Raw genomic sequence first — 26,080 nt, 5'->3', positions numbered from 1 at the left:
GCCGAACATGCAGCAGATGCTGAAGCAGGCGCAGAAGATGCAGCAGCAGATCGCCAAAGCGCAGGCCGAGTTGGCCGAGGCGGAGGTGACCGGCACCGCCGGTGGTGGGCTGGTCACCGCGACCGTCTCCGGCTCCGGTGAGATCAAGGGCATCAGGATCGACCCGAAGGCGGTCGACCCGGAGGACGTCGAGACCCTGGAGGACCTGGTCGTCGCGGCCCTGCACAACGCCGCCGAGGCGGCCAAGGAGCTGACCGACCAGAAGATGGGCCCGGTGGCCGGCGGCATGGGCGGCCTCGGCCTGCCCGGATTCTGACCCGCCGATGTACGAGGGTGCCATCCAGGACCTGATCGACGAGTTGGGGCGGCTGCCGGGCGTCGGCCCTAAGAGTGCCCAGCGGATCGCGTTCCACGTTCTGTCGGCGGACCCGGCCGACGTCACCCGGCTGGCCGGGGCGTTGCGCAAGGTCAAGGACCTGGTCCGGTTCTGCACCACCTGCTTCAACGTCGCCGAGTCGGAGCAGTGCCGCATCTGTCGCGACCCGCGCCGCACCGACGAGGTGATCTGCGTGGTCGAGGAACCGAAGGACGTGGTGGCGATCGAGCGGACCGGTGAGTTCCGGGGCCGCTACCACGTGCTCGGCGGGGCGATCAATCCGCTGGAGGGGATCGGCCCGGACAACCTGCGGATCCGTGAGCTGATGACCCGGCTCAGCGCGGGGACGATCCGTGAGCTGATCCTCGCCACCGACCCGAACACCGAGGGTGAGGCGACCGCGACGTACCTGGCGTTGATGGTCAAGCCGATGGGGATCGCAGTCACCCGCCTCGCCAGCGGCCTGCCGGTCGGCGGCGACCTGGAGTACGCCGACGAGATCACCCTGGGCCGGGCCTTCGAGGGCCGCCGCGCGGTCTGACGCCCGGTCTCCGGTGCCGAGACGGTTCGTGGTCCCCAGGGCAGGCACCACGGCGACACGGTGGACATGCCGATGGCCGGCACCCCGGGCGGGGTGCCGGCCATCGTGTCGTACGGGGGTCAGCTGTTCCAGTGGTGGGCGACGAGCTCGGCGGCCTGGGTTTCCCACTGGGCGTAGTGGTCGGGGTAGGCGGAGACCTGGACGGTCTGGGCGGCCTTGGTCAGGGGCATGTCGTGCCAGCCGTCGACCTGCTTGAGGCCCTTGAGGAACGCCAGGGTGGCGTACTCGGGGTCGGTGATCTGCTCCACCGTGCCCCAGCCGGAGGACGGGCGTTGCTGGAACAGGCCCTGGGAGTCGTGGTCGTTGCGGTCGCCGAGGTGGCCGAGGTTTTCCAGCTTCGACTCCTGTAGGGCGGTGGCGATGGAGACCACGGCGGCGCGTTCGTCCATGCCGGCCTTCTTCGTGGCGGTGATGATGGCCTTGGCGTTGCCGGTCTGCTCGTCGTTCAGGTCGATGTGGGACTGGTCGCCCTGCACGCCGTGGGGGATCAGCTTGGTCTTGTCCACGGCGGGCTTGTCGGCCTGCACGGTGGTGGCGGCGGGGTGGGTGTCGGTGGCGGCGTGGGCGTGGGTGGCGGGGCCGGCGAGGATGCCGCCGGTGAAGGCGAGGCCGGCGATGCCGAGGGCGGTCTTACGCAGGATGGTGGTGTTCATGGGGGTAGCTCCTTCGGGGTTGACGCCCGGGGACCGACCGGGGGGTCGGTGTGCCTGCCGGGGGCAGGCGTAGCGGGCGTGGGCACCACGTCGGGGCGCTCAGGTGGGGGAGTTCGGGGGTCCCGGCCGGGGAGGTGGGCCGCTCGTGCCGGGGTCAGGTGTAACGACCGGGGTGCCGGGGCCATTCCCGCACGGATGCGGGGGGCGGGCCGGTCGGGGGTGTTGCTGCGGTCGTCCGTGGGGGGTGTAACGACCGTCGGTGCCCGCTCATTCCGCCGGGGGGGCGTCGGCTGGGCGGCCGGGGGGTGCTGCTGCGGTCGTACGCAGGGTGTAACGCCTGCGGGCCGGCCCGGATTCCGGCCCGGGGGTGCCGCCGGTCACGGGACGTCGACCCCATGACACGCAGACCGCCCGGGCGGGCGCGCAGCGTACTCCCGGAACCGGACACGGTGCGCACGGCGGCCGTTACGGTCCCCGGCCGTGCCCCGCCGACCGGGCTGCGGGAGACGGCCGGTTGGTCCGGTGCCGGCGGGTGACCGGGAACGACCGCGGACTCGGATGGTCCGGGCGGTTGCGGACATATCTCCGAGGTACCGCTGTGACAGTCCTGTTTGTCGGGAGATCCGGCGGTGTCAGACCTTGCGCTTGGTGTCGGCTTGATAGCGATTGCCTAACGGCCGTTCCGCTTCGGTGTGACGTGTCATAGCCTCCCGCTCACGGACCGAGCCATGGACCGGCGTTGTTCAGGCGGATGACAGAGGTGAGAGATGCAGGCGAGAAGGCTAAGGACGGCCGTGAGCCTCGTGGCCGTTGCAGCCCTGGCGGTCGGCGCGGCCGGCTGTGCGGAGAGCGACCGCGGCGATGACAGCAGTGGCGAGGCCAAGACGGGCGGCACCTTCATCTTCGCCGGTGCCGGTGACCCGAAGAACTTCGACCCGATCTTCAACGACGACGGTGAGTCGTTCCGGCCGGTCCGGCAGATGTACGACACGCTGATCCAGCACAAGCCGGGCACGGCTGACCTGGTGGGTGGCCTGGCCGAGAGCTGGGAGCACGACCCCGACGGCAAGGTCTGGACCTTCAAGCTGCGTCAGGGCGTGAAGTTCCACGACGGCACCCCCTTCAACTCGGCCGCGGTCTGCTACAACTTCGACCGCTGGTACAACATGAAGGGCGCCGCCGCCCAGTCGCAGATGATCTACTACCAGGACGTCTTCGGCGGGTTCGCCAAGAACGAGGCCGAGGGTGCCGGCCAGGCGCTCTACAACAAGTGTGAGGCCAAGGACGAGGGCACCGCCGTCGTCACCCTCAACCAGTACAAGGGTGCGTTCCCCGGCGCGTTCGCGCTGACCGCGCTCTCGATCGCCAGCCCGGAGGCCCTCAAGAAGGGCGACGCCGACACGGTCAAGCAGAACGGCGACTCCTTCGAGTACAGCTCGTTCGCGACCACCACCCCGGTCGGCACCGGCCCGTTCACGTTCGGCGGCTGGGACAAGGCCAAGAACGAGATCACCCTGAACCGCAACCCCGACTACTGGGGCGAGAAGGCCAAGGTCGACAAGGTCATCATCAAGGTGATCAAGGACGAGAACACCCGTAAGCAGGAGCTGCGCGCGGGCACTGTCCAGGGCATCGACTTCCCGGCCCCGGCCGACCGCAAGGCGCTGTCCGGTGAGGGCTTCCAGGTCCTCGACCGCCCGGCGTTCAACATCCTCTACCTGGGCATCAACCAGAAGAACCCCAAGCTGAAGGACCTGCGGGTACGCCAGGCGATCGCCTACGCCCTCAACCGTCAGCAGCTCGTGCAGACCAAGGGCCCGGGTGGCACCAAGGTCGCCGACGAGTTCATGCCGGACACCGTGCTCGGCTACGCCCCGGACGTGCAGAAGTACGAGTACAACCCGGACAAGGCCAAGCAGCTGCTCAAGGACGCCGGCGCCGAGGGGCTGACCCTCAACTTCTACTACCCGCCGGACGTCTCCCGGCCGTACATGCCGAACCCGCAGGAGATCTTCACCGTCCTGGCCAACGACCTGCAGGCCGTCGGCATCAAGGTCAACGGCGTCCCGCGTCCGTGGAACGGTGGCTTCAAGGACGACGTGCAGCAGTTCGGCAAGCAGGACCTGCACATCCTCGGCTGGACCGGTGACTACAACGACCCGGGCAACTTCGTCGGCACCTTCTTCGGCCGGGGCAAGGTCGAGTTCGGCGACCAGGCCATGACCGAGATGTTCGAGGCCATCGCCAAGGCCGACGGCACCGTCGACGAGGCGGGCAAGAAGGCGGCCTGGGAGCAGGTCAACCGCGACATCGCCGCCAAGTGGCTGCCGGCCGTGCCGGTCTGGCACGCCCCGCCGGCCATCGTCGTCACCAAGGACGTGCAGGGGCTGGTCGCCAGCCCGCTGACCGACGAGCGGTTCAACACGGTCAGCGTCAGCAAGTGACGTCCGTCGGCTGACGCCGTAGGCGTGCATCGGCCCGGGTCGGGAGCAAGTGCCGGCCCGGGCCGATGCCGCGAACATCGAGAGTCTGGTGTGTGAGAGATGTTGCGAGTCATAGTCCGCCGCCTGCTGCAGCTGGTGGTGACGCTGATAGCGCTGTCCGCGCTGATTTTCGTCTGGTTGCGCAACCTGCCCGGCGGCCCGGTCGAGGCGCTGCTCGGCGAGCGGGCCACCCCGGAACGAAGGGCGCTGCTGATCAAGGCCCTCGGCTACGACCAGCCGATCCTCGTGCAGTACGGCAAGTTCATGCAGCGGGTCATCACCGGGGACCTGGGCAACTCGATCCGCTCCGGTGACCCGGTCACCGACGTCATCGCCCGCGCCTTCCCGGCCACCATCGAACTGGCCGTCGCCGCCATGATCATCGCGGTCGGCCTGGGCGTGCCGCTGGGCTACCTCGCCGCCCGTTACCGGGGCCGACTCCTCGACAACCTGACCATCGCCGGCACCCTGCTCGGCATCTCGATCCCGATCTTCTTCCTGGGCTATCTGCTCAAGGACGTCCTCACCCAGGACATCCACTGGTTCCCGCCGTCCGGGCGGATCAGCACCGGGATGGACAACACCACCGTGACCGGGTTCTACGTCCTGGACGGCCTGCTCACCCGGGAGTTCGACGCCAGCGCCGACGCGCTCTGGCACCTGATCCTGCCGGCGGTCACGCTGGCCACGATCCCGCTCGCGGTGATCGTCCGGATCACCCGGGCCAGCGTGCTCGACGTGCTCAACGAGGACTACGTGCGGACCGCCGAGGCGAAGGGCCTGCGGCACCGCACCATCCGGGGCCGGCACATCCTGCGCAACGCCCTGCTGCCGGTGGTCACCACCATCGGTCTGCAGACGGGCGCGCTGCTCTCCGGCGCGGTGCTCACCGAGAAGGTCTACAACTGGGGCGGCCTCGGCACCCTGATCACCGACTCGATCAGCGGCGGCCGGGACTATCCGGTGCTCCAGGCGATCATCCTGCTCGCCGCGTTGGTCTTCGTGCTGGTCAACCTGCTGGTCGACCTCTCCTACGCGTTCATCGACCCGAGGGTGCGTGTGCGATGAGTGACCCGACCACCCGCCCCGGCGTGGGCAAGCCCCGCACCGGCGACACCCCCACCGACCAGCCCGCCGAGGGCCCGGCCGCCGACGGGCAGGCCGGCGAGAACCCGACCGGCCAGCCCGGCGACACCCCGGCACAGCGGCGGGAGCGCAGCCTCGGTCGGCTCGGCGACCGTAAGCGGGCCCGGCTCGACGAGCTGGCGCGGGCCACCGCCGACCCGGGCGGGGTCAGCCTCTACCGGGACGCGCTGCGCCGGCTGCGCCGCAACCCGGTGGCCATCGTCGGTGCCGTCATCGTCGGACTGTTCGTGCTGGTGGCGATCTTCGCGCCGCTGATCGCCCCGCACGACCCGGTGCAGCGGTTCGACGAGCTGACCCGGGACCTGACCGTGGACAGCATCCCGGGCGCCACCGCCGGGCACCCGTTCGGCTCGGACCCGCTCGGTCGGGACTTCTTCTCCCGCATGATCCACGGCAGCCGGCAGACCCTCTTCGTCGGCGTACTCGCCACCCTGATCGGCCTCACCCTGGGCGTACTGCTCGGTGCGGTGGCCGGTGCCTTCGGCGGCTGGGTCGACGTGGTGCTGATGCGCCTCACCGACGTGATGCTGGCGCTGCCCAGCCTGCTGCTGGCGATCACCCTGGTCGCGATGGCCAGCCGGTCGAGCCAGTGGACGGTCATCTTCGCGGTGGCGATCGTCAGCGTGCCGGTCTTCGCCCGGTTGCTGCGCGGCTCGATGCTCGCCCAGCGGGAGAGCGACCACGTGCTCGCCGCGCGGGCGTTGGGCGTCAAGGAGCGCAACATCGTCCTGCGGCACATGCTGCCCAACTCGCTGACCGCGGTGATCGTGCAGGCCACCCTGACCTTCGCGGTGGCGATCCTGGACGCGGCGGCGTTGTCCTTCCTCGGCCTCGGCGACCCGGACATCAACCGGGCCGAGTGGGGGCTGATGCTGGGTGTGGACGGCCAGCGCTACTTCGAGGTCCGCCCCGAGCTGGCCTACTATCCGGCGCTCGCGATCATCGTGGTCGCGCTCGGTTTCACCCTGCTCGGTGAGGCGATGCGTGAGGCGATCGACCCGAAGAACCGGCGGTGACGGCGGTGCGGCAGGTCGGTGTGCGACCCGCCCGACCGGGGGCCGGCGGTCCCGGGCCGGGCGGGCACCCGGTGGGCCGGCGACCGCAGCCGGGAGCGAACGACCAGCACAGTGAGGAAGTGACCCGATGAGCCTGCTCGACGTACGCGATCTGAGCGTGGTGTTCCAGCGCCGGGGCGAGCGGCCGTTCGCGGCGGTCGACCAGGTCAGCTTCACGGTGGAGCCGGGGCAGACGGTCGGCCTGGTCGGCGAGTCCGGCTGCGGCAAGAGCGTGACCAGCCTGGCCATCATGGGGCTGCTGCCGAAGCGGGGCAACCGGGTCACCGGCGAGGTGCTGTTCGAGGGCACCGACCTGCTCAAGCTGCGCCCGGACGACCTGCGGGACCGGCGGGGCCGGGACATCGGCATGATCTTCCAGGACCCGCTGTCCTCGCTGAACCCGGTCATCCCGATCGGGGTGCAGGTCGCCGAGGTGCTGGAGCGGCACCGGGGGATGGACCGGCGCAAGGCGCTGCGGGAGGCCCGGGAGCTGCTCGACGCGGTCGGCATCCCCGACCCGGACCGCCGGCTGACGGAGTTCCCGCACCAGATCTCCGGTGGGATGCGGCAGCGTGCCCTGATCGCCATCGCGTTGGCCTGCAAGCCCCGGTTGCTGATCGCGGACGAGCCGACGACCGCGCTGGACGTCACCATCCAGGCGCAGATCCTCACCCTGCTCAAGCAACTGGTCGACGAGACCGGCACCGCGCTCATCATGATCACGCACGATCTCGGGGTGGTGGCCGGTCTCTGCGACACGGTCAACGTGCTCTACGGCGGCCGGGTCGTGGAGCGGGCCGCCCGGCACGAGCTGTTCGCCCGGCCCCGGCACCCGTACACGCACGGGTTGCTCAGCTCGGTGCCCCGGCTCGACTCGCCGCGGGGCGAGCGGCTGCACGCCATCCGGGGTTCGGTGGCCGACAACATCCCGTGGGTCGAGGGCTGCGCCTTCGCGCCGCGCTGCGACAACGTGGTGGACGCCTGCCTGGACGGCCCGCCCCCGTTGGAGCCCACCGCCACCGGCGGCGACCTGCGCTGCAACAACCCTGTTTCGGAGGAGGTGGCGGTGCCGTGACCGAACGGACCGGACCGGAGAACGAGGCCGCGACCCAGCGGTCGGCCACGGACGACGCCGCGACCGGGCGGGTGGGGACGGACGACGCCGCGACCGGGCTGCCGGGAACGGGGGCCGGGACGACCACCGCGCCGGGCGACGCCGGGGCCGGGCAGCCCGGGCCGGGGGACGCCACCGGGCAGGGGCGGCCGCTGATCGAGCTGCGCGACGTCAAGGTGCACTTCCCGATCAAGAGTGGCCTGCTCTTCGACCGTACCGTCGGCTACGTCTACGCGGTCGACGGCGTCTCACTGTCGATCAACGCGGGTGAGACGTACGGCCTGGTGGGCGAGTCGGGGTGCGGCAAGTCGACGCTCGGCCGGGGCCTGCTGCGGCTGGTCGAGCCGACCGACGGTGAGATCGTCTTCGACGGTGCCGACGTGCGCGCGCTCAAGGGCGAGTCGATGCGCAAGGCCCGCCGCCGGATGCAGATGATCTTCCAGGACCCGTTGTCCAGCCTGGACCCCCGGCAGTCGGTGGAGTCGCTGCTGGTGGAGGGGCTCAAGGCGCACGGGCTGGCCGACGACAAGGAGGCGACGAACCGGCGGCTGCGGGACACCCTGAAGGCGGTCGGGCTGCCCGCCTCGGCGTTGAGCAAGTACCCGCACGAGTTCTCCGGCGGGCAGCGCCAGCGCATCGGTATCGCCCGCGCGCTGGTCCTCGACCCGGATCTGATCGTCGCCGACGAACCCGTCTCCGCCCTGGACGTGTCGATCCAGGCCCAGGTGCTCAACCTGCTGGAGGACCTCCAGAACGAGCGCGGGCTGACGTACCTGATCATCGCGCACGACCTGGCGGTGGTCCGGCACATCGCCGACACGGTCGGGGTGATGTACCTGGGTGGGCTGGTGGAGGAGGCGTCCAGCGACGACCTCTACCGGGAGCCGATGCACCCGTACACCAGGGCGTTGATGTCGGCGGTGCCGGTGCCGGACCCGCTGGTGGAGGACCGGCGGGAGCGGATCCTGCTCGCCGGTGACCTGCCGTCGCCCACCAACCCGCCGGCCGGCTGCCGGTTCCACACCCGGTGCCCGTGGGCGCAGCCGACCCGCTGCGCCGACGAGCGGCCGGCGCTGCGGGACGTCGTGGGCGGGCACCGGGTGGCCTGCCACTTCGCCGAGGACATCGCCGCCGGGCGGCTCCGCCCGCACGACGTGGCGCCGGAGCTGGTCCGACCGGACGACGGCGGGGCGCCGGGCGACACCGGTGAGCTGATCCCCACCCTGTGAGCACACGACGAGGGCCCCTTCCCGGGTACGGGAAGGGGCCCTCGTCGTGTGCCACGCCGATCGGGCGGCCGGCGGGACGGGTGCGGGCCGCCGCAGGTGCGGCCGCAGCGGCGGTGATCCCGGGCGACGCCGACCGGACCGCTGCGGTGCCGGGTCAGCCCTCGGGGCGGTGCAGCAGGGCCACCGCAATGGTGTGTACGGCGTCCAGGCCGGCCGGGTCGGCCAGCTTGGCGGTCCCGCCCGTCACCGCGTACCACTCGTCGGCGTCCTTGTACTGGACGGCGAGGGTGACCTGGCCGTCGGCGTACCGGGACTTCAGGGTCAGCTCGCCGGTCACCACACCGACCTCGTCGGTCATCACCCCACCGGGGCCGGCGACCAGGTCGGCGGTCAGCTCGCGGGGCGTACCGTCGCCGCCCGCGTCGGCGGTCATCCCTGCGCCGGGCACCTCGGCCGAGCCGGCGGCCCGGCCGTCGGCGGTCATCCCGGCGGTGGCCGCCGTTGCGGCCCCGCCCCGTCGACCCCGTCGCCGGCCGGTGCCGCCCCCTCGGGTGCCGCCCCTGCTCCGGTCGTTGCCGCCCCGGCCGGGTCGGCCCCGGCGTCGGCACCGCCCGGGCCGGTCGGTGTCAGCGCTTGCCCGCCCATGTGCACCCTCCCAACATGTCGGTGATGGCGGCCTTCTCGGCGCTGGTCACCGTCAACTTCCAGTGGTGCTTGACCTCTACCCAGTGTTCCGCGTACGTGCACCAGTAGGCGCGGTTCGGCGGTTTCCACTGCGACGGATCCTGGTCACCCTTGGACCGGTTGGAGCTGGCGGAGACCGCGAAGAGCTGCGGCCGGGTCAGGTCGTTGGCGAAGTCACCCCGCTTGGCGTCGTCCCACTCGTCGGCGCCGGAACGCCACGCGTTGGCCAACGGCACCATGTGGTCGATGTCCACGTCGGAGGGGTCGGTGAAGGTCCGACCGTCGTAGACGCTCTCCCACCGCCCGCCGACCACGTTGCAGCCGGAGAGGCGGATGTCCTTCCCGTCCCGCTGGAGCACGCTGTCGCGGACGTCGCAGTTCTTGCCGGTGTCCCGCCAGTGCGGGAAGCGGTCGCGGCTGTAGCCCTTCATCGAACCGGCCTCGGCGACGGTCAGCTCCGCGAGCTGCTCACCGACGTTGCCGGAGTTGCCGGGTGGCGCCTCCGGCTCGGCCACCGAGACGTCACAACCACCCGCGCCGAGGGCGAGCAGCGCGGCAAGGGCCGCCGCCACCGCCGCGCGGCCTCCTGATCTGGTACGCACAGACGACACCTTTCCAGCTTGCGGGCTTCCGGCGATCCCGCACAGTACCCAAGCACGGTTTCCGCATTTCGTGGCGTCTCCGGATGTGGGCGTGCAGATTGGTACCCATGACGGCACCGGCTCACGCGCTCCGTATCCGTACCACAGCCGGGCGGGGGACGCTGCTCGCCGCGATCCTCGCCTCCGGCATGGTGTTCCTGGACAGCACCGTGGTCAACGTGGCACTACCCCGCCTGGGTGCGGACCTCGACGCCACCGTGGCCGGTCTCCAGTGGACGGTCAACGGGTACGCGCTGATGCTGGCGGCGTTCGTCCTGCTCGGCGGGTCGCTCGGGGACCGGTTCGGCCGGCGGCGGATCTTCCTGATCGGGGTGGTCTGGTTCGCGGTCGCCTCCGTACTGTGCGGGCTCGCCCAGGACACCAACCAGTTGATCGCCGCCCGGTTCCTCCAGGGGGCGGGCGGGGCGCTGCTCACCCCCGGGTCGCTGTCGGTGCTCCAGGCGAGCTTCCACCCGGACGACCGGGGCCGGGCGATCGGCACCTGGTCGGGGCTGTCCGGCGTGTCCACCGCGCTCGGCCCGTTCGTCGGGGGTTGGCTGATCGACGCGCTCTCCTGGCGGTGGATCTTCTTCATCAACCTGCCGCTCGCGGTCGGCGTGCTGCTGGCCGCGATGCGCTGGGTGCCGGAGAGCCGAGACGAGAACGTCTCCCGCAGTGCCGGCCGACGGTTCGACATCGCCGGTGCGCTGCTCGGCGCGCTGGCGCTGGGCGGGCTCACCTACGCCCTGATCGACGCCCCGGTACGCGGGGTCGGCTCCTGGCCGGTGCTGCTCGCCGCCGGTGCCGGTGTCCTCGCCGCAGTCTCCTTCGTGCTGCTGGAACGGCACCGGGGCGAGGGGGCGATGCTGCCCACCACGATCTTCGGCAGTCGGCTCTTCTCGGTGCTGAACGTCTTCACCGTGCTGGTCTACGCCGCGCTGAGCGGGTTCACCTTCTTCCTCTCCGTCTACCTGCAGAACGTCGTCGGCTGGTCGGCGCTGCGGACCGGGCTGGCCACCGTACCGATGACGGTGCTGCTGCTGCTCGGCTCGGCGCGGGCCGGGGCGTTGTCGGCGCGGATCGGCCCCCGGCTGCTGCTGACCGTCGGCCCGGTCGTCGCCGCCGGCGGGTTGTTGCTGCTGCGCCGGGTCGGGCCGGGCGCGTCGTACTGGTGGGACGTGCTGCCCGGGGTGCTGCTGTTCGGGATCGGGCTGACCCTGGTGGTGGCGCCGTTGACCGCGTCGGTGCTGGCTGCCGTGGCGGACCGGTTCGCCGGGGTGGCCAGCGGCTTCAACAACGCCGCGTCGCGCACCGGCGGTCTGCTCGCGGTGGCCGCGTTGCCGCTGCTGGTGGGTCTGTCCGGTACCGGCTACGAGCAGGCCGGCGCGCTGACCGACGCGTTCCGGGGTGCGATGGCCTGGTGCGCCGGGTTGTTGCTCGGCGGCGCGCTGCTGGCCGCCCTGCTGGTCCGCCGTCCCCCGTCCCCGGACCGCGCCCCGGGTCGGGCCGCGCCGTCGACCCGGGGCACGTAGCGGGATGGACGCGCCGGGGTGGCCGGCCGGTGGCGGGGTGGGCTCGGCCGGCCGTGCCGCCCCGGACCGGCAGCCGGCCCGGGGCTGGTGGTCGTGATCCGGGATCGTCCGGTGACGACCACCAGCCCGGACGGCGGCGATCAGGACCGGGTGCGGTTGGCGGCGCTGGTGACGGCCTTGATGGAGGCGGTGACGATGTTGGGGTCGGTGCCGACGCCCCACACGGTCTGGCCGTTGATGTCGCACTCCACGTAGGCGGCGGCCTGGGCGTCGCCACCGGAGGAGAGGGCGTGCTCGTGGTAGTCCAGCACGCGTACGGCCACGCCCACCGACTGGAGCGCGTTGACGTACGCGTCGATGGGGCCGTTGCCGACGGCGGTGAGGGTGCGCGCCGCGCCGTCGACGACCACCTGGGCCTCGATCTCGACCTTGCCGTCGACGGTGCCGATCGTGTAGCCGGTCAGCGTGACGGCCGGGTCGACCTGGTGGTCGAGCAGGTAGTTGCGGGCGAAGATCTGCCACATGGTGCCCGGCTCGACCTCGCCGCCATCGTGGTCGGTGACCTGCTGCACGACGCCCGAGAACTCGATCTGGAGCCGGCGCGGCAGGTCCAGCTGGTGCTCGGTCTTCATGACGTACGCGACGCCGCCCTTGCCGGACTGCGAGTTGACCCGGATGACCGCCTCGTAGGTGCGGCCCAGGTCCTTGGGGTCGATCGGCAGGTAGGGCACCGCCCAGGTGAACTCGTCGATCGGCACCCCGGCCGCCTCGGCGTCGCGGTGCAGCGCGTCGAAGCCCTTCTTGATGGCGTCCTGGTGGGAGCCGGAGAAGGCGGTGTAGACCAGGTCGCCGGCGTACGGGTGGCGCTCGTGTACGGGCAGCTGGTTGCAGTATTCGACGGCCCGCTTGACCTCGTCGATGTTGGAGAAGTCGATCATCGGGTCGATGCCCTGGGAGAACAGGTTCAGCCCCAGCGTCACCAGGTCGACGTTGCCGGTGCGCTCGCCGTTGCCGAACAGGCAGCCCTCGATCCGGTCCGCGCCGGCCAGCAGGCCCAGCTCGGCGGCGGCGACCCCGGTGCCCCGGTCGTTGTGCGGGTGCAGGCTCAGCACCAGGCTGTCCCGGCGGGGCAGGTGCCGGTGCATCCACTCGATCGAGTCGGCGTAGACGTTGGGGGTGGCCATCTCGACGGTGGCCGGCAGGTTGATGATCAGCTTGCGGTCCGGGGTGGGGTCGATCACCTCGATGACCTTGGCGCACACCTCCACCGCGTACTCCAGCTCCGTGCCGGTGTACGACTCGGGCGAGTACTCGTAGTAGATGTCGGTGTCCGGGGTGTGGATCTCGGCGTACTTGCGGCACAACCGGGCACCCTGGGTGGCGATGTCGGCGATGCCGTCGCGGTCCAGGCCGAAGACCACCCGACGCTGGAGGGTGGAGGTGGAGTTGTAGAAGTGCACGATGGCCCGGCGCGCGCCGCGCAGCGACTCAAAGGTCCGCTCGATCAGGTGCTCCCGGCACTGGGTGAGCACCTGGATGGTGACGTCTTCGGGGATCAGGTCCTGCTCGATGAGCTGCCGGACGAAGTCGAAGTCGGTCTGGCTGGCCGACGGGAAGCCGACCTCGATCTCCTTGTAGCCCATCTGCACCAGCAGCTGGAACATCCGGCGCTTGCGTTCCGGCGACATCGGGTCGATCAGGGCCTGGTTGCCGTCGCGCAGGTCGACCGCGCACCAGCGGGGGGCGGCCTCGACGTGCCGGGTCGGCCAGGTGCGGTCCGGCAGGTCGATCCGGAACTGCTGGTGGTAGGGCTCGTAGCGCTGGTACGGCATCCGGCTGGGACGTTGCCGGGCGATCTGATCGGCTTCGGCGTCGGTGGTGACAGGTTGAGCCATGACGGAGTGCTCCCGTGGGTCAGGTGGCGTCAGCATTGCGAATGATGTCGGCAGGGGTCGGGCGGCGATGCCCGGACGGGTGCCGAAAGAAGTTCGGATCTGCTGGACGGCGCGGTTCGACTCCGCGACGGGGTGCCGGCCGGTCAGGCCCCGTCGCGGCGACCAAGGAGAAGGTACGCCTGCCACATGACAGAGTGACCCTACGTGATGAGACGGGGGGTGGGAAGGTCGGTCCGGACTCTGAGATCCGCATCGCACCCGCCGGGATCGGCGTCGGTTCGGCGGTGACCCGTCAACCCAGCAGCAGGGCGTGGACGGGGTGCCGGTGCCGCAGGGCGGTCTCCCGGCGCAGCAACTCCTCGGGCAGCGTGGACGGGTCGCCGAGCCGGCCGACGGCGGTCACCACCAGGGGGCGGACCCCCGGCGGCAGGTCCAGGTCGGCGGCGAGCGCGGCCCGGTCGAGGTCGCGGATCTGGCGCGTGTACAGGCCGAGCGCGGTGGCCTGGACGGTCAGGTGGGCGATCGACTGGCCCAGGTCGTACGCGTGCCGTTCCGGGTCGCCGCCGGTGTGCGCGCCCACCACCAGCGCGGCGGCGTGCCGGGCCCAGCCCTGGTCGGCCTCGGTGAGGCTGACCAGGATGCGTTTCCAGGTCTCGTCGTCGCGGTGGCCGAGGGCGAACCGCCACGGCTGGGTGTTCCCGGCCGACGGGGCCCAGCGGGCGGCCTCCAGCAGGGACGCGGCCTCGTCGCCGGTCAGCTCGGCGGTCGGGTGGAACGCCCGAGGGCTCCACCGGTAGGCGAGCAGCGGAGTGAGATCAGCCATGCGAAGAGAATCCCGTATGAGCTTTTTGACCATTTTCGTTACCCAGGCAAATGTGGTCAAGAGCACCCGTAACGCCTTGACGGGTCAGGACGTTCCCGGGCTCGGGGAGGACTGCTCCGCCTGCTGCCCCAGCGGCTCTCCGGTCACCACCGGCCCCGCCAGCGGCACCGTGTCCGGCGCCGGACCGGGCGGGCCGGCCAGGGTCAACGTGCCCAGCGCCGCCCGGACGAAGGTGGGCGTACCGTCCGGCTGGTAGCAGTAGATCCCCACGTCCAGCGGTGGGGTCAGCGAGGCGGCGGTGCTCTCCACCGCGTAGCAGCTCCCGGGCACCCCGGGCGGGGCCGTCGCCACCGAGACCGACAGTGCGCTACGCCGGTCGGTGAGCACCGCCAACCAGTCGGTGAACGGGTGCTGCACCCGGGGGTCCAGCGGGCGCGGCACCGCGTCGTCGCGTCCGCCGAGCCGCACACAGCTCGCCGGCCCGGGACGGCCGGCCGACGGCAGCCCGCACTGGAAGAGCCCGTCCGGGGTGGCGGCGAGCGCGACGTCGGCCGTACCGCCGAGTGCGCCTCCCGGCACGTCCACCCGCCAGCTGCCGTCGGCGGCGCTGACCACCGTGACGTCACGGGTCGGGCCGTCGGTGCCGGACAGGGTGTAGCGGGCGGTCAGGTGCCGGTCCCGGGCGGCGGCGGCCAACGCGGCCAGCTCGTCCCGGGCGGTGTCCGCCACGGCCGGCGCGGGATCGGAGGGGCCGCGGTCGGCGGTGCGGCCGGGCCGTCGGCGGCGCAGCCGGCCGGCAACGCCAGCAACACGGGCAGCACCAGCAGCAGCGGAGCCGGCAGTGTCGGCCGGGACGGGGCCGGGACGACGATCGACCGGCGGGCCGTGCGGGGGTGGGCTTGCACCGGGTCATTCTGCGCCGGGCGGCCGTCGCGGGCAGCCCCGTGCCCACGGGTCGCCGGGTCGGCGTGTCGGTGCCGCCGCACGGGAAATGCCCGTCCGGATCGGCCGCCCGCGCCGGATGGTGGGATCACCTGACCCGCTCTCGCGTACCGCCCGATACCCTGGGGAGGTCTGACACGCGCCGCCGGACTTCAGCCGGCGGCGTCGGCACGCTCAGGGTCGTCGCTGGGAGGGAGTGCGCCGTCGTGGCACTCGTGGTGCAGAAGTACGGCGGGTCCTCCGTCGCCAACGCCGAGCGGATCAAGCGGGTCGCCGAGCGGATCGTCGCCGCCCGCAAGGCCGGTGACGACGTCGTGGTGGTGGTCTCCGCCATGGGCGACACCACCGACGAGCTGCTCGACCTGGCCAACCAGATCAGCCCGCTGCCGCCGGGGCGTGAGCTGGACATGCTGCTCACCGCCGGGGAGCGGATCTCGATGGCGCTGCTCGCCATGGCGATCCACAACCTGGGGTACGAGGCCCGCTCGTTCACCGGTTCGCAGGCCGGGGTGATCACCACCTCGGCGCACGGTCGGGCGCGGATCATCGACGTCACCCCCGGGCGGCTCAAGGGCGCGCTCGACGAGGGGGCGGTGGTGATCGTGGCCGGCTTCCAGGGCGTCTCGCAGGACACCAAGGACGTCACCACCCTGGGCCGGGGTGGTTCGGACACCACCGCCGTGGCGCTCGCCGCCGCGTTGTACGCCGACGTCTGCGAGATCTACACCGACGTGGACGGCGTATTCACCGCCGACCCGCGGATCGTGCCCAACGCCCGGCACATCCGGCACATCACCTACGAGGAGATGCTGGAGCTGGCCGCCTGCGGCGCCAAGGTGCTGCACCTGCGCAGCGTGGAGTACGCCCGCCGGGCGGGGTTGCCGATCCACGTCCGTTCGTCATACTCGACCAACACCGGCACCATGGTCACCGGATCGATGGAGGACCTTCCCGTGGAACAGGCACTGATCACCGGGGTCGCCCACGACCGCAGCGAGGCGAAGATCACGATCGTCGGGGTGCCCGACGAGCCGGGCGCGGCCGCCAGCATCTTCGACACCGTGGCCGGTGCCGAGATCAACATCGACATGATCGTGCAGAACGTCTCCACCGAGGGCACCGGGCGTACCGACATCTCGTTCACCCTGCCCAAGGCCGACGGCCCGACGGCGATGGCCGCGCTCAGCAAGATCCAGGAGCCGGTCAAGTTCAAGGGCCTGCTCTACGACGACCACGTCGGCAAGGTGTCGCTGATCGGCGCGGGCATGCGGTCGCACCCGGGCGTGGCGGCCGGGTTCTTCGCCGCCCTCGGCGCGGCCGGCGTCAACATCGAGATGATCTCCACCTCGGAGATCCGGGTCTCCGTGGTCTGCCGGGACACCGACCTCGACCGGGCGGTCCGGGCCATCCACGACCAGTTCGAGTTGGGCGGCGACTCCGAAGCCGTGGTGTACGCGGGAACAGGACGGTAGCCCCGGTGGCACCGCAGCCCACCCTGGCCGTGGTCGGGGCGACGGGGGCTGTCGGCACCGTGCTGTGTGACCTGCTCTCCGCCCGGCGCAACGTCTGGGGAGAGATCCGGCTGCTCGCCTCGGCCCGCTCGGTCGGGCGGAAGGTGCGCTGCCGGGGTGAGGAGTTGACCGTCGGCGCACTCACCCCGGAGGCGTTCGACGGGGTCGACGTGGCAGTCTTCGACGTGCCCGACGAGGTGTCGGCACGGTGGGCACCGATCGCGGTCGACCGGGGAGCGGTGGTCGTCGACAACTCCGCCGCGTTCCGGATGGACCCGGACGTCCCGCTGGTGGTGCCCGAGATCAACCCGGAACAGGTGGACCACCGCCCCCGGGGGATCATCGCCAACGCCAACTGCACCACGCTGACCATGATCGTGGCGATCGCCCCGCTGCACCGCGAGTACGGCCTACGGGAGCTGGTGCTCGCGTCCTACCAGGCGGTGTCGGGGGCGGGCCAGGCCGGGGTGGACGCGCTGCACCGGCAACTCGGCAAGATCGCCGGGGACCGGGTGCTCGGCTGCCGGCCCGGTGACGTCCGACAGGCGGTCGGCGACGACCTGGGGCCCTTCCCGGCGCCGCTGGCGTTGAACGTGGTGCCGTGGGCGGGATCGCTGGCCGACGACGGGTGGTCCTCCGAGGAGATGAAGGTCCGCAACGAGTCCCGCAAGATCCTCGGTCTGCCCGACCTGAAGGTCTCCGCCACCTGCGTACGGGTGCCGGTGGTGACCGGCCACTCGGTCGCGGTGCACGCGGTCTTCGCCACCGAGGTCGACGCCGAGGGGGCCCGGGAGGCGCTGCGCAACGCCCCCGGCGTGATCCTGGTCGACGACCCGGCCGCCGGTGAGTTCCCGATGCCCATCGACGCGGTCGGCACCGACCCCTCCTGGGTCGGCCGGATCCGCCGGGCCGTCGACGACCCGCGCGCCCTCGACTTCTTCGTCACCGGCGACAACCTCCGCAAGGGCGCCGCCCTCAACACCGCGCAGGTCGCCGAACTCGTGGTCAAACCCCGCTCCCGCCCCTGACCGACCGGTCGGTCAGCCGGTGGACAGGTGGACGCGGTCCCGGCCCCGGTGCTTGGCGGCATAGAGGGCCTGGTCGGCGCGGTGCAGGGTGCGGTCGGCCGCCTCGCCGGGGTGGGGGAGGGCCACACCGACGCTGATCGTACGGCCGGTGCGCCGGGCCGCCTCGGTGAGCCGCTCGGCGATCCGGACCGCCTCGTCCGGGTGCGCCACCTCGATCACCGCGACGAACTCGTCGCCGCCGGTGCGGTACAGCTCGTCGCCGTGCCGCAGCGCCGCCTCCAGGGCCCGGGCCAGCCCCACCAGCAACCGGTCCCCGGCCTGGTGACCGTAGGTGTCGTTGACGGTCTTGAAACCGTCCACGTCGATGGCGAGCAGTGCGGTACGCCCGGGGGCGGCCGCCGCGATCCGCCGCCCGAACGTGCCGGTGTGCCGCAGCCCGGTGAGCGGGTCCAGGCTTGCCTGTTCCCGCAGCTGGGCCAGGGTGCGCAGCCGCTCCAGGGCGGCCCACGCCTGCCCGGCGAGCAGCTCCATCAGGTTGACCGTGGTCGGGTCGGGGCGCAGCAGCCGTTCGTCGGCGACCAGCAGCACCCCACCGTCGTCCGGCGGACCGACCGGCACCGACACCAGGGTGCGCACCCCGGCACGGGCCAGCGCGAGATGTTCCTCGGTGGGCGGGCACCCCGCCTCACCCAGCGTGTACGCCGCGCCGTACCGGTGGGCCCGCGCGACGAGCCGGTCGAGCTGCGCGGGCGGGGCGTCGGCGAGAGCGGCCCGGATCCGCGACTCCCACTCGGTGGGGACCGTCGTGGGTGCGCCGACCCGGGGGCCGTGCCGACCGGCGAGCACCAGCACGGCGGTGGAGAGGGTGGAGACCTCCCGGGCGGCGGTGAGCGCGGCGGCCATCAGATCCCAGTCGGTGGGGGCCGAGGTCATCGCGGTGGCGTGCCGGAGCAGTTTCTCGCTGCGGCTCTCGGCGGGCGGCCCGCCCAGCGCCGCGATCCGGGCCCCGAGGCGTTCAGCGAGGCGTTCGGCCGTCTCCCGCCACGGGGCCAGCTCGACCGGCCCGCTCCACTGGAGGTCGAGCACGCCGATCACCCGCCCCGCCGGGTCCCGCACCGGTACGCAGACCTCGGCCGTGACGTCGGGGCGTAACGGCAGGTAGTCGGGGTCGGTGGTGACGTCGTCGACGGTGGCGCCCCCGCCGGAGGCGTACACCCGGCCGACGATGCCCGACTTGGGTGCGACGGTGGAGAACACCTGCCAGGCGCCGGTCGCGGCGATGCAACGGAGCCGGTCGTGCGCCTGGAGCAGGACGGAGATCGTGGCGGGGACGTACCGGGCGAGCGCGGTCACCGTCCACCGGCACGCCTCGGCAGCGGTCGACGCCATCGGCAGGCGGACCGTGACGTCCCGGACGACTCGCTCGTGATCCACGTTTTTCCAGGTGAGAAGGCCCGACGGGTGCCGGGGGCTGCAATCAAGCGTACTCAGCGGGAAGGAGCCGGTCACACTAAGATCACTTCGTTCGTACACATGTTTCATCCACAGGGTGTGGACAGGGCCTGTGGGCGATAGCGTGGGAGGCCCGGAGGCGGCGGAAGGGGCCGGGTGGAGCTGCTCTGGTACGTCGCCTACGGGTCGAACCTGCACGCCGCCCGGCTCGGCTGGTACCTCGCCGGGGGCCGGCCGCCCGGCGGGCTGCGGTCGTACCCCGGCTGTCGGGACTGCCGACCACCGCGCCGGACGCGACCGGTGCTGATCCCGGGTGGCATCTACTTCGCCGGGGAGTCCCGGGCCTGGACCGGCGGGATGGCCTTCTACGACCCGGAGTTGCCCGGCGTCGCGGCGGCCCGGGGCTACCTGCTCACCCGGGCGCAGTTCGCCGACCTCGCGGCGCAGGAGATGTACCGCCCGCCTGGCGACGACCTGCCCGCCCTCGACGAGGCGGTCGCCGCCGGCCGGGCCACCCTCGGCCCGGGCCGGTACGAGACCCTGCTGCGGGTCGGCACCGCCGACGGGCTGCCGATGCTCACCTTCACCGCCCCGTGGCGGGCCGCCGACGTGGCATGGACCCCGCCCGCCCCCGTCTACCTGCGGATGATCGCCGACGGGCTGCGGGAGGCGCACGGCTGGTCGCCGGCCGAGACGATCGACTACCTGGCCGCCCGACCGGGGGTGGCCGGGCACTGGACCCGGCACCGACTGGTCGCCCTGATCCACCCGGCGGACGAGTGTGGATCGGTGGAAGGGACGCCCCCGTCGGACCATCGCGCCACCCATGATCGCCATTAGGACCCCACTGCCGGGACTGGCGGATCTGTTTGCCGGCGCGGCGCTTTTCGAGTTAACAGTTGTCGTCCGGCACCTATAGCCTCGGCGCACACTCTCCGTGGTCGACGTCCTCATGACGGCGTCACCGACGGGAGCAAGGGCAGCTACACGTACCCGCCGATCACCGGGGGCCTGGTGACGGTCCGTACGGGAGCACCCACGGTGACCGGCGCGCGGAGGGGCGATCGCCGGCCACCGTCCGACCGTCCCGGGTGAACGGCCGGCGACTCCTCGCACCGGGAGCCGCCGTCCCACCCCGGGGCGGTCGACCCGTTTCCACCCCGACCCGGTTCCGTCCCGCTCCCGCCGCGGACCCCCTTCCGCCGCCGACCCTGGGTCCGCCTCGTGATCCGGGATCCGGCTCCGACCCCGGGCCGTCTCGGATCGACAGGTGGCCGGCGGGCGGTGGGTGGTCCGGGCGGGTGCGGTGTCGGTCGGCTCTGCCATGCTGGCCCGGTGACGGTGACCTGGCGACACCTGCCCGCCCCGGCCCGCGAGATCGCGGTGGCCGCCACCGAGGCGGTGGACGCCGCCCAGGCCCGCGACGGCGCGGCGTACGACCGGGCGGTGGTCCGGCTCGCCGGTGCCGACCGTGCCGGGCTGGTCGTCGGTGGGGTGGTCCGGCTCCTGCTGGAGCAGGCCCACCCCGACGGGCTCGACAGCGACGACGTGCGGCAGGTGCTGGAACGCTGCGTCCGGTCCGCCGCCACCTGGCGACCCGACGTCGACCCGCAGGTGGTGCTGGTCCTGCTGGCCGGGGCGCTCGGCGTCTACGACCCGGGCGACGACGACACCCCGCCCGACCCGGCCGCCGTCGCCGCCCACGCGCCGCTGCTGGTGGTCGACCTGCTCACGGTGACCGGGGCCCCGTTCGCCGGGTGCCTGGAGGCGGCGTTCGCCGAGGTCGCCCGCACCGAACGTCACGACGACTGAGCCTGCCGGCGGGCACGACGCCGCCCGCCCGCCCGCCGGGCAGGGTGGGCAGCTCAGGGCTGCGTCCGCCAGCAGCAGGGCCACCACCGCCACCAGCAGACCCGGCAGCTCGCGGTTCCAGGTGACGAGCAGCAACACCGCGAGGACGGGTACCACGATCGTCCAGTCGGACATCCGGGCGCGGCGCAGCGCAGCCCTGCCGTACACCCTGCCAGGAAGACCGGGTCGTCGTGTCGCGCCGGGCGGCGGACGCCCCCGCGCCCGGGGTGGTCACCGCGCCGGCTCGACCACCGCAGCCTCGCCCGGGACGCCCCGGTCGACCTCGACCGGCGGGTCACCCGGCCGCCGCCACGACCGGTAGTGCCGGAAGGCCATCGGCAAACCCCGGGCGGCGTACGGGTCGGCGGCATCCATCACCTGTAGGTGCAGGTGCGGCTGGGTGGAGTTCCCCGAGTTGCCGCAGTCGCCCAACTCCTGCCCGACGTCGACCGGGTCACCCACCGCCACCCGGACCGACCCGGCGCGCAGGTGGGCGAGCAGGACGTACCCCCGGCCGCCGGCCAGCTCGACGATCACGTGGTTGCCGGCGACGGCGCCCGCGCCCCGGCGGACCCGGGCCGCCTGGGTCAGCGCGTAGCCCAGCAGCGTCGTCGGCGACCGGCGGGCCTCGTGGTCGACCTCCCCGTCGTGCACCGCCAGCACCCGCCCGGCGGCGGGGGCGAGGATCGGCCGCCCGAAGGCCAGGAACCGCTGCGGCGGCTCGGTCGCCAGCAGCGTCCGCCAGTCCCGGACGGTCGCCGTCCGTCGTCCCCGCACCGCCACGAAATCGATCGCGTACGTGGTGGCGAAGAGGTCGGTGCCGTGGCTGGGCACCCGCCGGGCGGGGCTGTTGCGGACCAGCCAGGTGCCCCGGAACGGCAGGGCGAGCACGACCGGATCGGGGATCGACATCGGGCTCCTTCCCGGTCTCCCGGCCACCGACTCTAGGACCGTCGCGCTCGCCTCCTACTCCCCGCCCCACGCGGGCGCGTCGTGGTCGACCCGGAGGGACGGTCTTCGGGTGAGGGCTCCATGCCCCCCAGGCATATTCATGCCTGACAGTCATACTGGTTCGTGGGTGATCGGTGCCCCGCCCCGGTCGAGCCGTCTCACCACGGCACCTTCCCGCCGTCGTCGAAGAACCCGCCGCTGGGGCACTCCCGCCCCAACGTGGCCAGCCGCACCACCACCGCCGCGCCCTCGGCCGGCGTCCGGGACAGCTGGAAGGGCAAACCCTTGGCGAAATCCGTGTCACACGCGCCCGGCGCGATCGCGTTCACCAGGATCCCGTCCCCGGCCAGCGCCTTCGCATACTGCACGGTCAGCATGTTCAGCGCCGCCTTGGACACCGGATAACCCAGCGACGCCGGCATCCGGCTCAAATAATGGGTCGCGTCGGTCATCCACGCCATCGACGACGTGCCACTGGACACGTTCACGATCCGTGCCCCGGCCGAGCGGCGCAGCAGCGGCAGCATCGCCTCGGTCACCGTCACCACCCCGAACAGGTTCGTCTCGAACACCTCCCGGATGCCGTCCAGCCGGGCCGCCCCCGGTGCCTGCGCCGCCAGGTCACCGCCGATCCCCGCGTTGTTGACCAGGATGTCCAGCCGGCCGAACCGGGCCCCGATCTCCTCGGCGGCAGCGGCGACCCCGGCCGGATCGGTCACGTCCAGCCGGATCGCCGACGCGCCCTCGATCCTCGCCGCCGCCTCAGCTCCCCGCTCCGGGTCCCGGGCACCGACCAGCACCGTGATCCCCAACTCGGCGAGGCCTTCCGCGACGGCCCGCCCGATCCCCTTGTTCGCCCCGGTCACCAGCGCGATGCGTGCTCCACTCATGCCCCGAGCCCATCACCGGCAGCGCCTGCGGACCAGGACCGAACCGGTCCGTGGCGATACCTTGGCGGTATGGATGACGTCGAGACGCGCGAACTGCGTTACTTCGTCGCGGTCGCCGAGGAACTCCACTTCGGCCGCGCCGCACAGCGCCTCGGCATCGCCCAGCCACCCCTGTCCCGAGCGATCCGCCTGCTCGAACGCCGGATGGGCGTCACGCTGCTGGAACGCACCAGCCGCGCGGTCCACCTCACCCCGCCCGGCGAGGTGCTGCTCACCGAGGCCCGCGGCGCGCTCGACGCGGTCGAGACGGCGATCCGGCGTACCCGAAAAGCCGCCCGAACCACCCCGCACCTCACCCTGGCCCTCAAGCCCGGCGGCGACGCCGGACTGCTGCGCACCATCCTCGACCGCTACGCGGCATCTCCCGGCGCCGTTCCGGTCGACCTCGCCTTCCGGGTCGGCGAACGCGCCGCCATGGTCCGCGACGGCCGCGCCGACCTCGCCCTGCTGCACCGGCCGCAGAACGACCTGACCGGCCTGGACAGCGACGACCTGCACACAGAGGGCCAAGTCGTGCTGCTGCCCGAGGGCCACCGGCTCGCCGAACGCGCCACCGTGACGATGGCCGACCTGCACGGCGAGCCGATGCCCCGCTGGCCCGAAGCCCGACCCGGCGTCACCGGCCACCCGGTCGCCGACAGCAACCAGCTGCTGCACCTGATCCAGCTCGGCCGCCTGATCGCGGTCGTCCCGGAATCGGTAGGCGAGTACCTGCCCCCGGGCCTGATCAGCCGCCCCGTCCTGGACGCCGACCCGGCCACCCTGGTCCTCGCCTGGTCGCAGACCAGCACGTCGCGCGAGGTCGCCGCCTTCGTCCGCGCGGCGGTTGCCGGCTGACACCGGCTCGCCGCCGCAGCAACACACGCGCAGCCCTTGCCTGCCGACCGCGTCCAGCACCACGTCGACCCCGCGCAGCCGCCCGGACCCGCTTGTACGTCACTGCTGTACAGAAGCACCAGAGGGCACATCCACCGATTGGATGTGCCCTCTTACCTCTGTCGGGGTGGCCGGAACCGACGACCTCTTCGTCCCGAACTGGCGGCGGGCCGGGTGGATCGGGTGTCATCCGAGGTCATCCGGCCTGCTGGGGTCGCCTCGGGTCGGGTTCGGTGGGCTGGGTTGCTGTACTTCGCTGCTGTACTGCTGGCGTCGGATGAGCTGCCTGCACTGAGTCGGTGGATCCTCATCGCATCCAGCCGAGGAATCGGTAGTGCAGGGTGCCTGCGGGGATATGGGCCAGGTCCTGGGCGGCGTCGACGAACTGGGCGGCCAGGTAGAGGGCCAGCGACACCGGGGCGCGGTCGTACTCCGCTCGCAACTCCTGACGACGGGTGGGACAGGGCCATTCGGCATTGCAGCCGCCGCAGGTCCAGCCCGGCGTGAGCGGAAGGTGTGTGGTCATCGCGGTGTCTCCCGGGTGGCCGGTTGATCGGATGGTGGGGCCTCGGCCTGGCTGTGTTCAGAGGGCCAGTGGTCTCGGCTGATCGGAATCCGGTGTGTGGCGTGGCATGGCAGCTCGCTACCGCATCGGCAGACTGTCCGCCATCGCTTCCAGGACCAGACCGGTCGGTGTCGTCTCGACAGGGTGAGCGCGACGGCTGTCAGGTACTCCTCATACGAGACGCGAGGCACTGGTTCTCCCCTCGGTTGTCCTGGTGGTCGGGGTGCCGGGCCGGCCTCTGGGGTCAACGCCACGGCTCATGTCACCGTAACGACGTAGGACTGTAGATACAATAAGATGTAGAACTGTTGGACACGTAGCGTCACTTTCGTGATCGACCCGAGTGCGGATCGCGCCGTGTTCCGGCAGCTCGCAGACCTCCTGCGAGACCGGATCACCTCTGGTGCCCTCGCGCCCGGGGCCTCACTGCCCAGCGAGCTGCGGTTGGCTCAGGAGTACGGGCTGAGTCGTACGAGCGTCCGACAAGCGGTAGCACTGCTCCGGTCGGAAGGGCTCGTCATCGTGGAACCACCGCGCGGTACGTTCGTCCGCGCCATCGAGCCGACCGAAACGGTGACCCTTCTCAAGGGCGACACCGCTACCGCCCGGATGCCTACCCCGGCCGAGCGACGCGAGCTGGAGATGGGCGAGGGCATCCCGGTCATCGTGATCTTCCGCGCCGACGGCTCCCGCGAGCTGTACGCCGCCGACCGCATCCGCGTCGGTCGCTGACCCTTCCCCAACTCTGGGGAACCCCGCCCGGGGGATGGGGTCTGAAGCTGCTGGCCGCTGCCGACTTCTAGCGGCTCATGCTGTCGAGCAGGTGCGCGCCGCTGTCATTCGACGTTCGGTGCCTACCTGGGTCAAGGCTCGTGCTGCCTCTACCTGCCGGGCTGCTGTCGCAGGCCGGGTTCACGAACCGATTAGGCTATGAAACCCGACAGTGCTACTGCCTGCCGCTACCAAGCCGGCAATCGCGGAAGCCGGCGTCGTGCCACCTGCTAACGCAGTCAGCACACCGATCGCAAGCCCCGAGCTTGCCCCAAGGGTCAAGATCAGGGCGGTACGGAGACTGAGTAGCGCCTCGGGTCTTCTCGGCGAAGTTTCGGGCTCTGTCATGTCCGGAACGCTACTGACCGCGAACTCTTATGTCGCGAACCTGTGAGCAGGGCTTTTGTTGTACCGGGCCTGATGGCGTCAACATATGTTGATGGCACGACATACTCCTGATCCGGATCGCCCTATCGAGGGGACAACCTTGCGCGTCGCGATCGAGCGGCTTGCAGCTCGCGTAGTCGCGGACACCGGCGGATCTCAGTTGCGAGCCTTGGCCGACATCCGTGCAGCCGTCGAGGAGAACATTCTCGCCCAGGTCGGCCACGGGGCCGAAGGGCTACTCATGCGGGTGCTGGGACTGCCAGGTCGACCCACGTGGCGAGAGGTTGGTGAGGATTTGGGTATATCTACTCAAGCTGCTCATAGGAAGTACGCGCAGCCTGACCAGCCGAGGCGGGCCGGGGGGCGCCGCCCCTCTCGGAAGACCAATCCTAAGTAGAACCGTCTGCCAGTACTTGGCGTTGAACTCTCGCCGGCCGTCGGGCCGACCTGCCGGACGAAGCGGGCCGGGTCGGACGCTGGGCTGCACAAACACTGGGCACCGGTAGCCTTTATTGGTCAACGCTGGTCCACCACTTACGGCCTGTTCACGGCTTTTGCCCCGGC

The 26,080-nt window shown here is 71.7% G+C and carries 23 protein-coding genes and 1 pseudogene; 14 read left to right on the top strand and 10 right to left on the bottom strand.

The features are described from left to right. Nucleotides 1-7 precede the first annotated feature (7 nt). Nucleotides 8-316, top strand: a complete 309-nt coding sequence (locus tag ACQP2H_RS29620) for a YbaB/EbfC family nucleoid-associated protein (RefSeq protein WP_219470436.1) — start codon at nt 8-10, stop codon at nt 314-316. Between the two features lie 7 nt (nt 317-323). Beyond that, nucleotides 324-917: a recombination mediator RecR gene (gene recR, locus ACQP2H_RS29615; RefSeq protein WP_208570826.1), complete on the top strand. Its 594-nt coding sequence runs from the start codon at nt 324-326 to the stop codon at nt 915-917. 119 nt (nt 918-1,036) lie between these two features. Here the strand turns inward: recR and ACQP2H_RS29610 are convergent, their stop codons facing one another. Further along, entirely contained in the window at nt 1,037-1,630 is a 594-nt protein-coding gene (locus tag ACQP2H_RS29610) for a hypothetical protein (RefSeq protein ID WP_433229713.1), read from the bottom strand. A gap of 767 nt (nt 1,631-2,397) precedes the next feature. Between ACQP2H_RS29610 and ACQP2H_RS29605 the strand changes: the two genes are divergently transcribed. From ACQP2H_RS29605 to ACQP2H_RS29585, 5 genes are all read left to right on the top strand, one after another. After that, nucleotides 2,398-4,074: an ABC transporter substrate-binding protein gene (locus ACQP2H_RS29605; RefSeq protein ID WP_219465137.1), complete on the top strand. Its 1,677-nt coding sequence runs from the start codon at nt 2,398-2,400 to the stop codon at nt 4,072-4,074. Nucleotides 4,075-4,173: 99 nt separating this feature from the next. Continuing rightward, a complete protein-coding gene (locus ACQP2H_RS29600) occupies nt 4,174-5,181 on the top strand; it encodes an ABC transporter permease (RefSeq protein WP_208567678.1) in 1,008 nt (335 codons plus the stop codon). Then, nucleotides 5,178-6,275 carry an ABC transporter permease gene (locus ACQP2H_RS29595; protein WP_219465136.1) on the top strand — a complete coding sequence of 366 codons (1,098 nt, stop codon included), beginning with the start codon at nt 5,178-5,180 and terminating at the stop codon, nt 6,273-6,275. Before ACQP2H_RS29600 ends, ACQP2H_RS29595 begins: the two co-directional genes overlap by 4 nt. A gap of 127 nt (nt 6,276-6,402) precedes the next feature. Then, nucleotides 6,403-7,389 carry an ABC transporter ATP-binding protein gene (locus ACQP2H_RS29590; protein ID WP_208567679.1) on the top strand — a complete coding sequence of 329 codons (987 nt, stop codon included), beginning with the start codon at nt 6,403-6,405 and terminating at the stop codon, nt 7,387-7,389. Nucleotides 7,390-7,580: 191 nt separating this feature from the next. Beyond that, the gene (locus ACQP2H_RS29585) at nt 7,581-8,657 is read left to right on the top strand and encodes an ABC transporter ATP-binding protein (protein ID WP_219470434.1); all 1,077 of its coding nucleotides are present in this window, start codon (nt 7,581-7,583) and stop codon (nt 8,655-8,657) included. 154 nt (nt 8,658-8,811) lie between these two features. Here ACQP2H_RS29585 and ACQP2H_RS29580 read toward each other — a convergent pair. Together ACQP2H_RS29580 and ACQP2H_RS29575 are read right to left on the bottom strand one after the other, a co-directional pair. Then, nucleotides 8,812-9,198: pseudogene (locus tag ACQP2H_RS29580) on the bottom strand (hypothetical protein); the annotation flags it as partial. An 85-nt stretch (nt 9,199-9,283) separates the two neighbouring features. Further along, nucleotides 9,284-9,943 (bottom strand): HNH endonuclease family protein, encoded by a 660-nt coding sequence (locus ACQP2H_RS29575; RefSeq protein ID WP_219465133.1) that lies wholly within the window; start codon nt 9,941-9,943, stop codon nt 9,284-9,286. A gap of 107 nt (nt 9,944-10,050) precedes the next feature. On the opposite strand from ACQP2H_RS29575, the gene ACQP2H_RS29570 reads away from it, so the two are divergent. Beyond that, on the top strand, nt 10,051-11,514 hold the full coding sequence (locus ACQP2H_RS29570; RefSeq protein ID WP_363819875.1) for an MFS transporter: 1,464 nt from the start codon (nt 10,051-10,053) through the stop codon (nt 11,512-11,514). 140 nt (nt 11,515-11,654) lie between these two features. Here ACQP2H_RS29570 and leuA read toward each other — a convergent pair whose 3' ends face one another. The 3 genes from leuA to ACQP2H_RS29555 all read right to left on the bottom strand — a co-directional run bounded on the left by leuA (nt 11,655) and on the right by ACQP2H_RS29555 (nt 14,961). Then, nucleotides 11,655-13,409 carry a 2-isopropylmalate synthase gene (leuA, locus tag ACQP2H_RS29565; RefSeq protein WP_219465131.1) on the bottom strand — a complete coding sequence of 585 codons (1,755 nt, stop codon included), beginning with the start codon at nt 13,407-13,409 and terminating at the stop codon, nt 11,655-11,657. Between the two features lie 292 nt (nt 13,410-13,701). Then, nucleotides 13,702-14,232, bottom strand: coding sequence for a nitroreductase family protein (locus tag ACQP2H_RS29560; RefSeq protein ID WP_433229705.1), 531 nt, complete (start codon nt 14,230-14,232; stop codon nt 13,702-13,704). An 84-nt stretch (nt 14,233-14,316) separates the two neighbouring features. Continuing rightward, entirely contained in the window at nt 14,317-14,961 is a 645-nt protein-coding gene (locus tag ACQP2H_RS29555; protein WP_433229703.1) for a hypothetical protein, read from the bottom strand. Between the two features lie 419 nt (nt 14,962-15,380). Between ACQP2H_RS29555 and ACQP2H_RS29550 the strand changes: the two genes are divergently transcribed. Together ACQP2H_RS29550 and ACQP2H_RS29545 are read left to right on the top strand one after the other, a co-directional pair. Continuing rightward, nucleotides 15,381-16,646 (top strand): aspartate kinase, encoded by a 1,266-nt coding sequence (locus tag ACQP2H_RS29550; protein ID WP_208567685.1) that lies wholly within the window; start codon nt 15,381-15,383, stop codon nt 16,644-16,646. Between the two features lie 5 nt (nt 16,647-16,651). Beyond that, the gene (locus ACQP2H_RS29545) at nt 16,652-17,713 is read left to right on the top strand and encodes an aspartate-semialdehyde dehydrogenase (protein ID WP_208567686.1); all 1,062 of its coding nucleotides are present in this window, start codon (nt 16,652-16,654) and stop codon (nt 17,711-17,713) included. A 12-nt stretch (nt 17,714-17,725) separates the two neighbouring features. On the opposite strand, the gene ACQP2H_RS29540 is transcribed toward ACQP2H_RS29545, so the two are convergent. Beyond that, complete coding sequence (locus ACQP2H_RS29540; protein ID WP_308290930.1) at nt 17,726-19,147, bottom strand: sensor domain-containing diguanylate cyclase; 1,422 nt, start codon at nt 19,145-19,147, stop codon at nt 17,726-17,728. A gap of 174 nt (nt 19,148-19,321) precedes the next feature. On the opposite strand from ACQP2H_RS29540, the gene ACQP2H_RS29535 reads away from it, so the two are divergent. Then, entirely contained in the window at nt 19,322-20,005 is a 684-nt protein-coding gene (locus tag ACQP2H_RS29535) for a histone deacetylase (RefSeq protein WP_357536547.1), read from the top strand. A 495-nt stretch (nt 20,006-20,500) separates the two neighbouring features. Beyond that, nucleotides 20,501-20,977, top strand: a complete 477-nt coding sequence (locus tag ACQP2H_RS29530) for a hypothetical protein (RefSeq protein ID WP_357536545.1) — start codon at nt 20,501-20,503, stop codon at nt 20,975-20,977. Nucleotides 20,978-21,247: 270 nt separating this feature from the next. Here ACQP2H_RS29530 and ACQP2H_RS29525 read toward each other — a convergent pair whose 3' ends face one another. Continuing rightward, nucleotides 21,248-21,928 (bottom strand): M23 family metallopeptidase, encoded by a 681-nt coding sequence (locus tag ACQP2H_RS29525; protein WP_357536543.1) that lies wholly within the window; start codon nt 21,926-21,928, stop codon nt 21,248-21,250. A 197-nt stretch (nt 21,929-22,125) separates the two neighbouring features. Continuing rightward, complete coding sequence (locus tag ACQP2H_RS29520; RefSeq protein WP_357536541.1) at nt 22,126-22,857, bottom strand: SDR family oxidoreductase; 732 nt, start codon at nt 22,855-22,857, stop codon at nt 22,126-22,128. A gap of 69 nt (nt 22,858-22,926) precedes the next feature. Between ACQP2H_RS29520 and ACQP2H_RS29515 the strand changes: the two genes are divergently transcribed. After that, the gene (locus ACQP2H_RS29515) at nt 22,927-23,754 is read left to right on the top strand and encodes a LysR family transcriptional regulator (protein WP_357536539.1); all 828 of its coding nucleotides are present in this window, start codon (nt 22,927-22,929) and stop codon (nt 23,752-23,754) included. Nucleotides 23,755-24,100: 346 nt separating this feature from the next. Here ACQP2H_RS29515 and ACQP2H_RS29510 read toward each other — a convergent pair whose 3' ends face one another. After that, the gene (locus ACQP2H_RS29510; RefSeq protein ID WP_433229697.1) at nt 24,101-24,319 is read right to left on the bottom strand and encodes a flavin reductase; all 219 of its coding nucleotides are present in this window, start codon (nt 24,317-24,319) and stop codon (nt 24,101-24,103) included. Nucleotides 24,320-24,688: 369 nt separating this feature from the next. On the opposite strand from ACQP2H_RS29510, the gene ACQP2H_RS29505 reads away from it, so the two are divergent. Beyond that, complete coding sequence (locus ACQP2H_RS29505; RefSeq protein ID WP_091247778.1) at nt 24,689-25,090, top strand: winged helix-turn-helix domain-containing protein; 402 nt, start codon at nt 24,689-24,691, stop codon at nt 25,088-25,090. The last annotated feature ends 990 nt before the right edge of the window (nt 25,091-26,080 follow it).

This window comes from Micromonospora sp. CA-248260, from assembly GCF_050942205.1.
Lineage (GTDB): Bacteria > Actinomycetota > Actinomycetes > Mycobacteriales > Micromonosporaceae > Micromonospora > Micromonospora antibiotica.
Note: the sequence above shows the minus strand (reverse complement) of the source record. Positions and strands in the feature narration are given on the sequence as shown.

Coding starts and splice junctions, on each gene's coding strand:
- ACQP2H_RS29620 (WP_219470436.1), top strand. CDS start 8: ATGCAGCAGATGCTGAAGCAGGCGCAGAAGATGCAGCAGCAGATCGCC.
- recR (WP_208570826.1), top strand. CDS start 324: ATGTACGAGGGTGCCATCCAGGACCTGATCGACGAGTTGGGGCGGCTG.
- ACQP2H_RS29610 (WP_433229713.1), bottom strand. CDS start 1,630: ATGAACACCACCATCCTGCGTAAGACCGCCCTCGGCATCGCCGGCCTC.
- ACQP2H_RS29605 (WP_219465137.1), top strand. CDS start 2,398: ATGCAGGCGAGAAGGCTAAGGACGGCCGTGAGCCTCGTGGCCGTTGCA.
- ACQP2H_RS29600 (WP_208567678.1), top strand. CDS start 4,174: ATGTTGCGAGTCATAGTCCGCCGCCTGCTGCAGCTGGTGGTGACGCTG.
- ACQP2H_RS29595 (WP_219465136.1), top strand. CDS start 5,178: ATGAGTGACCCGACCACCCGCCCCGGCGTGGGCAAGCCCCGCACCGGC.
- ACQP2H_RS29590 (WP_208567679.1), top strand. CDS start 6,403: ATGAGCCTGCTCGACGTACGCGATCTGAGCGTGGTGTTCCAGCGCCGG.
- ACQP2H_RS29570 (WP_363819875.1), top strand. CDS start 10,051: ATGACGGCACCGGCTCACGCGCTCCGTATCCGTACCACAGCCGGGCGG.
- leuA (WP_219465131.1), bottom strand. CDS start 13,409: ATGGCTCAACCTGTCACCACCGACGCCGAAGCCGATCAGATCGCCCGG.
- ACQP2H_RS29560 (WP_433229705.1), bottom strand. CDS start 14,232: ATGGCTGATCTCACTCCGCTGCTCGCCTACCGGTGGAGCCCTCGGGCG.
- ACQP2H_RS29525 (WP_357536543.1), bottom strand. CDS start 21,928: ATGTCGATCCCCGATCCGGTCGTGCTCGCCCTGCCGTTCCGGGGCACC.
- ACQP2H_RS29520 (WP_357536541.1), bottom strand. CDS start 22,857: ATGAGTGGAGCACGCATCGCGCTGGTGACCGGGGCGAACAAGGGGATC.
- ACQP2H_RS29515 (WP_357536539.1), top strand. CDS start 22,927: ATGGATGACGTCGAGACGCGCGAACTGCGTTACTTCGTCGCGGTCGCC.
- ACQP2H_RS29510 (WP_433229697.1), bottom strand. CDS start 24,319: ATGACCACACACCTTCCGCTCACGCCGGGCTGGACCTGCGGCGGCTGC.